Below are 13366 nucleotides of genomic sequence, written 5' to 3'. Positions count from 1 at the left end.
ATGGCTCATCGCGCTGCCCCCGGCCTTGTCGCCACTTACCGCGTCCAGCTTCGCAACGGCGTGGACCTCGACGCGGTGCGCGCCCGCATCCCCTGGCTCCGGACGCTGGGCATCAGTCACCTCTACCTCTCGCCGCTCTTCACGGCCGCGACCGGCTCGACGCACGGCTATGACGTGGTCGATCCCAACGAAGTCGATCCGGTGCTGGGCGGCGAGGAGGCTTTCGAGAGGCTCGCCCACGCGGCCCGGGATGCCGACATGGGTCTGGTGCTCGACATCGTGCCCAACCACATGGTGCTGTCGCCCGAGAATCCCTATCTCGCGGACGTCATGCGGGAAGGTCCCGCGAGCCGCTACGCCGCCATGTTCGACATCGACTGGCGCAGGGGGCCCCTGCATTTCGCCGTGCTGGACGGGTCGCCGGCGGACCTGCTCTCGGCAGGCGACATCTCGCTTGCCGGGGATGCGGATGCGCCCGCGCTGCGCATCTACGATCAGCATTACCCCCTGCGCGAGGGCTCCCTGTCCGCGCTCCCGCCGGACGAAGCGCTCACCGGCGAGAGCCTCCGGCAATTGCTGGACCGGCAGCACTGGAGCGTGGGACATTGGCGCACCAGCGCGGACGCCATCACCCATCGCCGCTTCTTCAACATCAGCAGCCTGATCGGGGTCCGTCAGGAAGACCCCGACGTGTTCGACTTCACCCATCGCTGGATCATCCGGCACGTGCAGGCCGGCCACATTCAGGGCCTGCGGGTCGACCATATCGATGGCCTTGCCCGTCCCGGGGCTTATCTGCGCCGCCTCAGGGATGCGGTCGGGGTCCTGCCGATCTGGGTGGAGAAGATCGTCAAGGAAGGCGAGGCCATGCCCGCCGGCTGGCCCGTGGAGGGTATGAGCGGCTATGAATTCATGGCGCCGGTCACGCAGCTTCTGACCGCGCCGGAAGGACTGCAGGCGCTTCGTGAAGCCGCGAATGGCTGCCTCCCCGGCGACACCGGGGCCGAAGTGCGGACCGTGCGGGCACAATTGCTGGAGCATGTCTTCGGGCCCGAGCTGGACCGCGTGAGCCATGCGGCATCGCAGGCCCTTGCCGCCTCGCTTCCCGCCGCGCAGGCGGTGCGGGCCGCCATTGCGCAGCTTGCTCTCCACTGGCCGGTCTATCGCTCCTACGCTGCCGACGCGCTGCCGCCGGGTGCCCGACTGGCAGGCGCGCTGGAAGCCGCCCGGGCGGACCGCTTGCCGAGCGAAGCGCTCGGACCGGTGTTCAACCTGCTTTCGGCGCCCGACGATCCGCAGGCCCGCACCTTCGCCGCGCGCTTCGAACAGCTGACCGGTGCCCTCACCGCGAAATCGGAGGAAGACACGGTGTTCTTCCGCTCGGTCGCCTATCTCCCCTTTTGCGAGGTGGGCGCCGAACCGGATCTCCAGCCGATCGACGCCGCTGGGTTCGAGCAGTGCATGGCTGCCCGCGCGCAGGAAACGCCCTGCGCCCTGACCGGACTCTCCACCCATGACACCAAGCGCTCGGCGGATGCGCGCGCGGCCATTATCGCACTCACTTATCTGCCCGCGCTCGGCGAACGGCTGTACGCGCGCGGGCGCGCGCTCGCGGCCGAGCGCGCTCTCCCGGATCGCTGGGGCATCTATGCCGCGCAGGTCGCGCTCATGATGTACCGGGAACCGGACAGGGATGCGCGCAGTGCCGACCATCTGGCGAAGGCCATGCGGGAAGCGAAGGACAACTCCAGCCACGAAGATCCCGCGATCGAGACGGAGGAACGCGCCGCGGCGGTCACGACTCGTCTCATGCAGGAACTCGCCGATCATCTCGTCTGGTCGGCCGAGGAGCGGCAGGCCTTCGAGGCGATCCATGGCGATCTCGTGCTCGCGCAGACGGCCCTGCAACTGACCGCCCCGGGCATCCCGGACATCTATCAGGGCACCGAGCTGACGAGCATTGCGCTCACCGATCCCGACAATCGCCGGCAGGTCGACTGGGACGCGATGGACGCGCGCGCGGACATGGACGCGCGCGATGTCCGGAAGCTGGACCTGACCCGCGACCTGCTCGCCCGTCGACGCCAGCAGCCCGAGCTGTTCGCAATGGGACGCTACACGCTCACTGCGGGCGACGATGCGCTCTACGTCCGGCGGGACTGGCAGGAGCAGAGCTTCACCATGGCCATCGAACTGCCCCGCCGGATGCGCCCGAAAGCACCGGAAACCCAACGCTCCGGCAGCGGTTCTCTAGATGTCCCCCTTGCGACGGAGCAATCGACATGAAGATCAGTGATGCTTTCGCCCGGCCCAAGGCCGCTCCCTCTCCAGCCGTACTGGTAGGCTTCGCTGCGATCGGCATGGCCGCGGGGCTTGCCGCCAATTTCGGCCGCAAGCTCCTTGTCCAGGGCCCCAGCCTGCTGCGACGGGACTGGCAGAAAGCGCTGCAGACCGAGCACCGCACCGTGTTCCGGCTGCTCGATGCGCTCGAGGCGACGGAAGAGACCCAGAAAGCGAAACGCTCCATGCTGCTCACGCAGATCAAGCATCTGCTGGGCAAGCACGCCTTCGAGGAAGAGAATGTCATCTATCCCGCCATGCGGGATCATGGGCTGGCCGAGGAAGCGGAACAACTCATCACCGATCATGGCGACGTGAAGCACGCCCTGTTCGAGCTCGAGATGATGGCGCCCAATGCGCCGCGTTTCCTCTCCAAGGTCGGCGAGCTGCGTTCGGCGCTCGAAACCCATATCGCGGAGGAAGAGGAAACGCTGTTCCCCGCCCTCGCCGCTGCCCTCTCGGATGCCGATGGCGCCCGGCTCACCGCGAGCATGAACAAGGAAGGGTTGAAGCTCGCCTGATGGCGGGCAGGCTGCGCGCCTGGTTTGATGACCTACTACCGATGGAAGCCAGGCTCGTCGCAGAGCTTCCATCGGGGGACGGATGGCAGTTCGACCCCTCGCTGGTCGTCGAGGTCCGCTACGATCAGGTGACCGGGGGGCGATTCCGCCACGGCACGCGGCTGTTGCGCTGGCGGCCGGACAAAGCGCCGGAACAATGCACGAGCGACCAGCTGGAACAGCCGCTCTCACCGGCCCAGCTGGACAGCCTGATCCAGAATCGGCCGGAATAAGCGCCAGCCCTCCGCCCGGCCTTCGGCCCGCAGGCCGACGGGGCGAGGCAGCAAAGCCCCGCCCCACGCGGTTCAGGCGGCCGGCGTGGTCGCTGTCCTGGTCTTGCCGGGGCCGGCCGTGGCCGTGTCTGTGCCGGCATAGCTGTCCACCTTGGACTTCGCCTTGGCGATATAGGGATCGAGCCGCCCTTCATCATAGAGCTTCTTACCCCATACACCCAGCGCGGCACCGACGAGCAATCGCTTGATCATTCTCAGTCTCCTTGAATTGCCCCAGCGTAACGATGGATGAGGCTCCACGTTCCCGGCCATGTCGACCGCACATGCAGGACTTAATCTCGATCAAGGCTCTTGCGGCTTGTCGCATCCAAACTGCGCGCGGCGCGTTAGGCGTTGTGCCGACCGGCAAGTGAAGGAGGATCATGAATGAGCGAAGATCGGGACCAGACGATCAAGGATCGTGCCTATGCCATATGGGAAGCGGAGGGCCGCCCGGAGGGCCGTTCGCAGGACCACTGGTTGCGCGCGGAACAGGAACTGGACGGTGATGCCGCCCCATCGATCGATGCGGCTCAGCAGGCCGTAGCCGAGCAGCCGGAGACGGCCCCGGAGACCTCGGAGGCTGTCCCGGCGGCAGCGCCACGGCGCGCCGGACGCCCGAAGAAGAAGGCGCCCGTCGCCTGACAAACACGGCAGGCGGCATGCGGGTCGAACCCGATCTGGACAGGCTCGCGGCCGCTCTGGGCATATCAAGCCGATGGACCGACGCCGAAGGGCGGCCGGCCGAGGTCGCCCCTGACGACCTCGTCGCCGTGCTCGGCGCGCTCGGTTATCCCGCCGGGACGTCTGCGGACCGGGCGCACAGCCTCGCCAGATGCGATGACGAGCAGTGCCTGCCCCCGCGCTTCCTCAGCGGCGATGCCGGGCACCCCATCCCCCTTCCGGCAGGGCTCGCCCGGCGGGAACAGGCCGAGCTGATCCTGGAGGATGGGGAATCGCTCGCGTTGTCCATTCGCGGCGGCAGCCTGCCGCCCATCGCACGGACCGGCTATCACCGGCTGCATGTCGGTGGCCACGAAATGGTTCTCGCCATCGCGCCGGCACGGTGCCGCCTGCCCCATCGAGGCTGGGGCTCTTCCGTGCAGATACCGGCCCTGCGGGGTTCGGGCGCGTTCGGAACGCTGGATGATCTGGCGGAAGCGGCGCACCTCTTCGGAGAGCGCGGCGCCGCCTTCCTCGCGATCAGCCCGGTCCATGCCCTCATTCCGGGACGCACGGAGCATTACAGCCCCTATGCGCCGTCCAGCCGCCGTTTTCTCAACAGCGCGCTGGCGCCACTCGGCCTGCAGGAAACCGTCAACGCCTCGGCGCTGATCGACTGGTCCACCGCCCTCCCCGCCGCGCTCGATGCGCTGGAGCGCAGCTATGCCGGCCTGACCGCGCCGCAGCGCCGCGACCTGCATGACTGGGCGGCGGGGGAAGGCGAAGCGCTGTACCGGCACGCCACCTTCGATGCCCTGCATCTTTCCCCGCTGCTCCGCGCGCGCTGGTCGGATGATCTGCGGACCGCCGCGGAAGACCCGCTCCGCGCGTTCATCGCCGCGCATCCCGACGCGCTCGGCGTCCATCTTCTCGGCCAGCGCCTCGCCGCCCAGGCGCTTGCCCGCGCGCAAGCCTCGGCCCGCGCGTCCGGCATGGGGATCGGCCTGATCGCCGATCTGGCCGTCGGCGTCGATCCCCGGGGCAGCGATGTCTGGGCCAATCCCTCGGCCTATCTCCAGAAGCTGACGATCGGCGCGCCGCCCGATCCGCTGGGACCGACGGGACAGAATTGGGGCCTCACCACCTTCTCGCCGCGCGCCCTGGCGGACCAGGCATTCGAGCCCTGGATCGCCATGATCCGCGCGGCCCTTCGCCATTGCGGCGGCGTGCGCATAGACCATGCCTTCGGGTTGCAGCGGCTGTGGGTCATCCCCGAGGGCCGCCCCAGCAGCGCCGGCGCCTATCTGGCCTGCCCCTTCGAGGACATGCTGCGCATCATCGCCCTGGAGAGCCAGCGGCACGAGGCGATCATCGTCGCCGAGGATCTGGGCACCATCCCCGCCGGCTTCCGCGAGCGGGCGAATGACAAGGGCATGCTCGGCATGCGCGTCCTCCCCTTCGAGCGGGAGAGCGATGGCCGCTTCCTGCCCCCCGACGCTTACGACGCGCAGAGCGTCGCCATGACCGGAACGCACGATACGGCCACGCTCGCCGGCTGGTGGAGCGGCCACGATCTCGAATGGACCGCGCGCCTTCACGAGGCGTTCGACCTGGCTTCTGCGCAGGCGCTCCGGGCACGCGACCGAACCCTGCTCTGGCAGGCGATCGGCACCGGGCCCCTCCCCCCGCGCACGGACTCCTCACGCGTCGTCGACGCCGCGGTGGACCATATCTCCCGCACGCGCTCGGTGCTCGCCATGGTTTCGCTGGAAGACCTGATCGGCGCCGAGGATCAGGTGAACATCCCGGGCACCACCGACGAACACCCGAACTGGCAACGCCGCCTGCCCGCGCCGCTCGCACAGCTCCTCCACCGCCCGGACGTTACACGCCGCCTCCACGCCCTCGACGCGCGATCGGGGCGGCGCGAGGGGACTGGCAAGGGGGTGGATCCGCCCCCCAATGTTACTTAAGCTGTGCGCAGGGGATGGCCGAATCACGTCGATCTCGTCAGGCCCGCCTGCAGTTTCTTGGCCACTTCCTCAGGCATCTCATCTAGGTCGTAGCCTCATAAGCACCGAGCCACAGAAGCATTGACGCAAGTTGGACAATGGCGAGGAAGTTTTCGGCGAGTTTGCCGTACCGCGTGGCGACGCGACGGAAGTGCTTCAGTTTGGAGAAGAAGCGCTCGATCAGATTACGCTCGCGGTAGAGCCGCTTGCTGAAGCAGGGTTTCCAATTCCGATTGAATTCGGCCGAGACGTTAGGCGTGGCTCCTTGCCCTTCAATTAGCGCACGGATGCGGTCGGCATCGTAGGCTTTGTCGGCAAGCACGATGGTGTGCGGACCAAGATGATCCCGCGACCTGCCCGGCGTGCGCCTGTCCTGCTGTCAGGCCGAGCCGGATCGGGAGCCCCTGCGCATCGACAAGCGGGTGGATTTTGTTCTTAACTCCGCCTCGGGAGCGACCGGGACAATAGCTCGATCCCTTTTTGCCGTCACGCCTGCTGTTAGGCGCGAGCGGAGGTGCTGTCGATCATCTGGATATCGCCGTCATGGGCGGCGGTGGTGGCATCGATCATTCGATCTCATATGCCTGCCTTCCGCCACCGCACGAAGCGGTTTTAGCAGGTCGTGCGCGGCGTCGCTGTCACGCGCCCGTGTCAGCCGAGAGCTTACGCGATCATCGTGGCTCGCGGCAAGGGCCTCATGATCGTCAGCGATAACGGCACTGATCTTACGAGCCTGGCGACCCTGCGATGGACTCAGGACCGCCGCATCGAGTGGCATTACATCGCGCCCGGCAAACCGCAGCAGAACGGCTATGTGGAGAGCTCTAATGGTCGCTTGCGCGAAGAACGCCTCAATGAAACGCTGTTCGCATCGCTCAGCCATGCCGCCCGATCGGTACTGAGGAGCTGGCGCGACGATTACAACCATGCGCGTCCGCATAGCGGGATAGGCGGGCTGACGCCCGCCGATGCTGCCAAGCGGCTTGTGGAACCCCGCTCGGATGGGCACCATGACAACGCCGGCCCCTACTTATGAGTGGAGGAACTTCGGGGAGCATGTCACCACGGCTCGTCCGTGATCCGACACCATTCTCTGGACCACCCCGGGGTAGAGTTTTCCGGGATCAGATCAGCCTAAAGTTTGCACCAATGGCGCCCGCCGGGGCAAATGCGGCCCTTCGACATGCGCGTAGATGCGCCCTTCCAGCCACGCCGCCCTGACTTCCTGTCGCATTCGTGTTATGGGATTGTCGCTCCCCTTACAGACGGCGATGAGACGTCCATCTTGGCTAACGAAACAGTCGTTGACGATTGGACGTCCGCGGGTCATGGGGACGATCTCGCCGCCAAAATATCGTCTGGCATCATAAGATATCGCCAAGCCCCGCCCCAGCCGCTCTGCCCCGGTCACAGCCGTTGGTATCGCGCCATAATCCCCGCCACGCACGCCTTCGACAATCTGATCGATGAGCTGCTCGAATTCGGCCCGTCCGGGCTCAGCGTGAAGCAAGCTGGTGTCAATCGACCATGAGGCCCCATCCTCCACCTCGGCGCTGCGAAAGCACGTCAACTGCTTGCCATAAGCAACGCCGATCGGACTTACCATCCGGAGCCACGGATCAACGTAGAGCCCGCCCAATGCATAGAGGAGGCAATAGCGCCCCAGTTCCGATCGGTTCATAAATTGGGGCAGACAGTCATATGCCCAGACGACATCGGCATTGAAGCGAGACGCGATAAACTCGCGCAGGCTAGCTTCGGTCCAGACCATCTGCCGCGCCCCATCATGCAAGGCTGCCGCAAGACGGATGTTCTCCGCAATTTCGCTCTCATCCGCCAAAGCCAAGACGGCGGGATGATAGGCTATATGATGAATGTGACTGACGGGCTGCACTGTCACGCTTCTCGCTTCGGGGGCGTGAACACCACTTGCTTCGGTTTCCGTCAGTGTCACATCGGAATCGTGCTGAGAAACACCGCGAACCATCAGACGTTTGAAGAGACCGTGAAAGGCATGACCGACGCGGATATGGACGTCGACGGTCATTGCCTCGTCGAGCGTGAATGCGACGCCGACGTCGCCGCAGTCATCCGGCAACACGGCCTTGCCCCTCACGATCTGACGGGTTCCGCCATCGCTATCGACTGCCAAGCCGATAGCGCCCGGCCGATCCTTCACGAGGAATCGGGCGGTGATCCTGTACTGCCCGCGCGGTAAGGCAATCTTACGAATGCTTATCCCTCGCTCTTTGCCCTGCGTGCCCAGAACGATACCCGCAATGTCGCGCGGTTCCGCCGTCTCCACGGCAGGGTTATCATGCGCGAACAGTAGGAGACCTTCGCCGTAGATTTCCCGACGGCTCCACATCTCACCATAGACGTTTGTCTTCTGCAGGCCGAGTTCCGAGAGGCATCCCCCATTGCCCTGCAACCTCGCCGCGACCAATGTGCCGTCCCGATCGACATAATTGGCACGGTTCAACCCGCCTTCGACCGGCAGATTGATCGCATCGCCGATCTGGTAGCTGCTCGCCTGGCCGACTGCAGCCATAGCGCGGCCAAAGAGGATAGGGCCAGTTGGCGCAAGGGAACTGACTCCATATTCCCGATTACGGATGTTCTCCAGTACGAGATCTATCGCGAGTCGTAATTCTGGTTGCCCCGGTGAGGCATAGATCAAGGTGTTCTGGAGCATCCACACGGCGCCATGGAGAGGCTTATGCTCGCGGAAGCAGGCGATCGTCTTTCCTTCCGCAATCCGCCACCGCGAAAGAAAACGATTGGAGAGGTCGCTGTAGAGTCCTCCAAAAACATACAAAAGACAGTATCGTCCCAAGTCGGCCTTGAGCGCGTAGGCCTGCAGGATGTCGAAACCCTCGACCACGGCTGGCTCGAAATGCGCTGCGATAAATTGCCGCAGATCATCCGCCCCCCACAGGCGATACTCAGCTTCCGGATAGAACCTACGGAGCGAGTCCCGATTGCGCTGCACGATGTCTGGCAGTTCATCAGGTATCCGGTCCTCGTCGTTAATCAGAATTTGATGGATATGATGGATTTCGATCTCGCCGGGCCCAGCTTGCGTCTCTGCCGGGCACAAGCCGGCTGATTGGGTCACGGCTTCTCGGCGTCCGGCCGCTCTTTCCAACGATAGCGCGCGCAGGCTTTCCATCGAAGGGCTAGAGCTTGTGCGGACCGCCTGTTCAGTCAGACGGAGCAAGGCACGGTCTGGCTCCTGCGCATGAACGCCCGATGGAGCCTGGTCCCACAGCGCCAACTGATTAGTCAATCGTCCCAACTCATTAGACAGTCGCGCCACACGGATCGACACGGGATCCGCCCCATCTTCGGGTGCTGCGAGATAGGCCGACAAGCCCTCTAGACTGCCGATCTGATCCTGTTCGGTTAATGACCTTCGCAGCGCTGATAAGAAGGCGTGCCGGGACTGCCCTTGACGGAGGGCCGCCAGATCGCGGTCCATGCGCCCCGCCTCCACGGCGTGGCCAAGCAAAATGCGATAGGACATGTCGATGAATGACGGGGTGTTAAGTTGCAGCAAATCGTCGACATGGCGAATGCTGCCGAGGGGATCATGAGGCGGCGGCCCGCCCACTTCAGGGGCGAGGAAGCGCTGCAGCCGCCCGATTGTCGTCTCCATCTGCTGCAAGCGAACGATATCGCTGGGCTGGCCGGCCGCCAGAACCGCCTTTCCCAACCGCCCGCCATGCTTCCGCCCTTCAGCGGAACTGGCCAGTTCGCGAAGCAGCCTCAGTTTATCCTCGCCCTTGCGAATGCGACGCAGATAAATGGAAAGTCCGCCTGAATCGACCTCCCTTCCCAACAACGCCCAATAAGCCAAGCGCACGAATACCTCGTCGTCGAAGCTCAACAGCGTTTCCAGATCACGAGGCGGATTGACGTCAGCAATCGCCTCGCCCAGCATCGCATGCCGGATGATGGAGTGGAACGGGTGCAGCTCATCGAAATGATCGGAGCGTGCGCGTGCGCCCCGAGCTTGTCTATCAAAATAGACGGCCCGAATGAGTCGGTCATGGATCGCGATGTCATAGAGGCTGACATAATTCACGGGGGCGTCGTGGATGAATACTTCGACAGACGTGCCGATTTCCTGCTCTATCCATTCGGTGAGATTCGAGACAAAGGTGGCGATATCGTCGATATCGGGAACGGCCGGCGCATCGGAGATCGGATCTAGTCCCAAATCTTCTGCCCGTGCTATTGCGGCACATAGTTGGGAGCGCACAGTCGCATCAGTATACCCCTCCAGGACATACTGCTGTAAGGCGATCACACGCTGCCTGATGGATGGCTCCATGGCTGCAATGACACAAGCGGCAAACCGATGAAGTGAAAATTCACTTGATGCGAAAGGGTGGCCTTTCAGCAGATCCGCCATGGCGCTCGTCGACCAGGCAATAACTGGCACATGGCTTCGCATGGCCTCGAACACCGGCATGCCAAAACCCTCATGCTCCGACATGCAGATGAAGGCGTCACAGGATGCATATAGTTCCGCCAGATCAGCGTCGGAAACGAGTCCTAGAAAAACAGTTTCGACACCCAGCCTCACCCCAATGTCGGTCAGCTCTAACCAATAGTTCTGGAGACGCGCTTCAAGTGCTCCGGCAAACAGCACGCGGACCGGACGCTCGCAAAAGCGCTGCACGACCGCGGCAACTGAAAGGATGTGTCGATGTCCTTTGTGCTGCACCACCCGTCCTACGAACAGGAGTTCGATCGGGCGGTCAGCCGACTGCGGCAGGGCGGCCCGATTGTCGCGGCGATCCTTCAGGAGAAAAGTGCTGGCAGGAAACACGGTATTTATCAACGAATCCAGCCCACCCAATGCATGGAGCTGTCGGCGTGTAAACTCAGAGTTGACCATAAATCGCACACTTCCCGCGTGCGCGAACCGGGAGATAATGTCGTAACCCCGATTGCAGTCGGCAGCGAAATCTACATTGTCCCGGATATAGAACCATGGCGGCGTGTTGTTGTGCCAGCGAATTACGGCATTGCGCGCCGTTTCGCGTAGAAATTCGTCAATCTCTGTCCAGCCATCGCAGAAATGATAAATGATGCAGGCGTCGGGATATGCCGCAACGGCCTCCCAAAAATCCTTCATCGGCTCGATGTCTATATCGCAATGAATTCTTCTGTCGAATACTTCTGAAAAAATCCGAACGCCGCCATCCGTAGGATACAATTCTCTAATTGTCTTATACTGGTATATACAGTCATATCCAACGGAATCGCTCACCTGCGCCAAATTTTGCACGACAAAGGCGAATTTCATGAAAATCCCTCAATAGAAAATCTTTCGACAAATTCATCTTATATTTAAGGAAAGCAACAACACCTCAGTCACCGTTATTCACCATATCTGCGCCTGATCATTATATTTTACGCCACTGCGATCGGCGTGTCAGGCACATCTGGTCGAATGCCACAAACGTAAACAGTCCGCATGCAGGCCCGAATGAGCTTGCCGTCGATGCCACGTGGCATGATCAGTGGCAACAGCGTTGCTTGCCGCCAACGCCCGAGCGCGGCAGACGGAACAGATAATAAAAACATTGCCGCCAAAGCAAGGAGCGGCTTACGCTCGATTTCGGCCGAGTACGCGGCATGAACGGTAGGCTACCAGGGCAGGACGAGTGAGACGAAGTTCATTGAGCAGAACGGCCGGCATCTTGCCGCGCCGGATCATGCAGTGGTTTGGATCAGGGTCAGCCCAGATGCCGGCCGGCGCATCGCTTCCAGCCCGGGCACGGGCCATCTGGCAAGAACGGCAGGACCTTCAGACCGCCTTCGACCTCCATACGCGCGCTGGCGTGGCAGACTTGTACTGGTGGTATATCCTCCATGGCTTCGCCGAGATGGGACTTCAATTCGATCCCGTCGGTGACCGTGGCCTCTTGGCTGCGAATCGGCCCCATCCCAAGTACAGACAACGCGGACCTATCCCGGTTACATGGCTGATGCATCGCCTAGCCCACCGCTCGCCACTATCGACGCCGCTGGCCCACGCCAACGCGCTTCAGCAGAATGCCTTTTTCGCCTGGTTGTTCGCGCGGGGTTTGTCCCAAACCAACCTGGGTGCGCTGTTGGACGATGAGCAGGCAAGTCATCTGCTTGCGCCCGACGACGCTTTCAGGGATGTTCCGCGCCTTCTCACTTACATATGGTCGGTTGACGAGACCCTTGCCACCCGCTTCATGTCGCCGAGCGATCCCCAGTTCCGCGCCTGGTGCGCTTGTGAAGGGAGCCGCATCTTTCCGATCCTCAGCCATCCCAAGATCATGCTCGCCCGCCCACCATCGCGCATTTTTTCTGTAGCCCGCCCTTTCGGCGTCAATCTGTTTGGCCATATCCACGGACGAAGCGGCGTCAGCGAAGATGTTCGCATGGCAGCTTACGCGCTGGACGCCGTCGACATCCCTTATTCGCTACATAATGTTTCTCCCGGCATCACCATGCCCGATGAGGAACAGGGATTTGCAGAGGCTGGAGATCTCCTTCCATTTGCCTTCAACATGTTCTGTATGAGCCCCCTCAGCACGGCCGCTGAAATTATGCAGCGCGGCCGGGCGCTGTTTGCCGATTATTACAATGTCGGGTTTTGGCCTTGGGAGCTATCAGAAATGCCTCTGGCCTGGCGTGACAGTTATGATCTCGTAGACGAAGTCTGGGCTTCGAGCCGATTCACTTATGACGCCTATTGTCGCTCGTCGCCCAAACCCGTTCGGCATCTGCCGATGGCTGTCTCTGTGCGGGAGAGCTCTGGCTTGGATCGCAGTGCTTTCAACCTGCCGGCAATCCCGTTTCTGTTCGGATTCGCCTTCGATGGCCTGTCGAGCTACGCGCGGAAAGCACCCGGCAATTGTATCACGGCCTTCCATAAGGCGTTCGGACGTGACGATGAGTCGGTCGGCCTCGTCATCAAAGCTCTACGCTCTGATAATCCCGAGTGGCAGGCATTAGTAAGCGAAGAGGCCCATGATCACCGCATCCGCATCATTACGGAATCCCTCACCCGTGCCGATTTACTCGACCTCTGGAGATCTCTCGATTGCTTCGTCTCGTTACATCGTAGCGAGGGTTTCGGCCGAAACATCGCGGAGGCCATGCTCCTGGGCAAGCCGGTGATTGCGACTGCTCACTCAGGGAATATGGATTTCACGACGCACGGCACGGCAGCTCTCGTTGCTGCCTCCCTGTGTCAGGTCGGCCAAGGGCAATATCCTTTCGGTGCCGGACAAACATGGGCTGATCCGGACCTCGACATGGCTGCACGCCATATGCGACGTATGGTCGAGGACAGTGTCTGGCGCGATGACATCGCCCATCGGGGACAGGCACTTGTGGCAGATCGCTATTCTGCACAACGGGTTGGCGGCGAATGGCAAAGCGTTCTAAGGGCAATCTATGAGTAGTGGCTGACTGGCAGGGACGCGACCTGAATTCGCCCAGAAATGCATCCATCTTTCGAAAGTGA

At 62.6% G+C, this 13366-nt stretch carries 9 protein-coding genes and 1 pseudogene; 7 read left to right on the top strand and 3 right to left on the bottom strand.

The features are described 5' to 3' along the window. From treY to HNP60_RS19725, 3 genes are read left to right on the top strand one after another with little or no spacing between them, the layout of a single operon-like run. Positions 1–2286: a malto-oligosyltrehalose synthase gene (gene treY / locus HNP60_RS04940; protein ID WP_184150905.1), complete on the top strand. Its 2286-nt coding sequence runs from the start codon at positions 1–3 to the stop codon at positions 2284–2286. Next, the gene (locus HNP60_RS04935; RefSeq protein ID WP_184050282.1) at positions 2283–2861 is read left to right on the top strand and encodes a hemerythrin domain-containing protein; all 579 of its coding nucleotides are present in this window, start codon (positions 2283–2285) and stop codon (positions 2859–2861) included. The genes treY and HNP60_RS04935 overlap by 4 nt, the downstream gene beginning before the upstream one ends. Then, positions 2861–3133, top strand: a complete 273-nt coding sequence (locus HNP60_RS19725) for a hypothetical protein (protein ID WP_221414637.1) — start codon at positions 2861–2863, stop codon at positions 3131–3133. The genes HNP60_RS04935 and HNP60_RS19725 overlap by 1 nt, the downstream gene beginning before the upstream one ends. A 72-nt stretch (positions 3134–3205) precedes the next feature. Here HNP60_RS19725 and HNP60_RS04925 read toward each other — a convergent pair whose 3' ends face one another. Beyond that, positions 3206–3385 carry a hypothetical protein gene (locus HNP60_RS04925; protein ID WP_184150902.1) on the bottom strand — a complete coding sequence of 60 codons (180 nt, stop codon included), beginning with the start codon at positions 3383–3385 and terminating at the stop codon, positions 3206–3208. A 174-nt stretch (positions 3386–3559) separates the two neighbouring features. On the opposite strand from HNP60_RS04925, the gene HNP60_RS04920 reads away from it, so the two are divergent. Both HNP60_RS04920 and malQ read left to right on the top strand, forming a co-directional pair. Beyond that, a complete protein-coding gene (locus tag HNP60_RS04920) occupies positions 3560–3817 on the top strand; it encodes a DUF2934 domain-containing protein (RefSeq protein WP_184150899.1) in 258 nt (85 codons plus the stop codon). A gap of 17 nt (positions 3818–3834) precedes the next feature. After that, a complete protein-coding gene (malQ, locus tag HNP60_RS04915; RefSeq protein ID WP_184150896.1) occupies positions 3835–5808 on the top strand; it encodes a 4-alpha-glucanotransferase in 1974 nt (657 codons plus the stop codon). Between the two features lie 82 nt (positions 5809–5890). Here the strand turns inward: malQ and HNP60_RS20275 are convergent, their stop codons facing one another. After that, the gene (locus HNP60_RS20275) at positions 5891–6169 is read right to left on the bottom strand and encodes an IS5/IS1182 family transposase (protein ID WP_014075359.1); all 279 of its coding nucleotides are present in this window, start codon (positions 6167–6169) and stop codon (positions 5891–5893) included. 292 nt (positions 6170–6461) lie between these two features. Between HNP60_RS20275 and HNP60_RS04905 the strand changes: the two are divergent. Then, positions 6462–6883: pseudogene (locus HNP60_RS04905) on the top strand (integrase core domain-containing protein); the annotation flags it as partial. A 93-nt stretch (positions 6884–6976) separates the two neighbouring features. Here the strand turns inward: HNP60_RS04905 and HNP60_RS04900 are convergent. Next, positions 6977–11164, bottom strand: a complete 4188-nt coding sequence (locus tag HNP60_RS04900) for a glycosyltransferase (RefSeq protein ID WP_184150890.1) — start codon at positions 11162–11164, stop codon at positions 6977–6979. 442 nt (positions 11165–11606) lie between these two features. Between HNP60_RS04900 and HNP60_RS04895 the strand changes: the two genes are divergently transcribed. Beyond that, positions 11607–13304 (top strand): glycosyltransferase, encoded by a 1698-nt coding sequence (locus HNP60_RS04895; protein WP_184150887.1) that lies wholly within the window; start codon positions 11607–11609, stop codon positions 13302–13304. The last annotated feature ends 62 nt before the right edge of the window (positions 13305–13366 follow it).

Origin of the sequence: Sphingobium lignivorans (genome assembly GCF_014203955.1) — a bacterium.
Lineage (GTDB): Bacteria > Pseudomonadota > Alphaproteobacteria > Sphingomonadales > Sphingomonadaceae > Sphingobium > Sphingobium lignivorans.
This window is presented reverse-complemented; position numbering and strand designations above follow the sequence as displayed.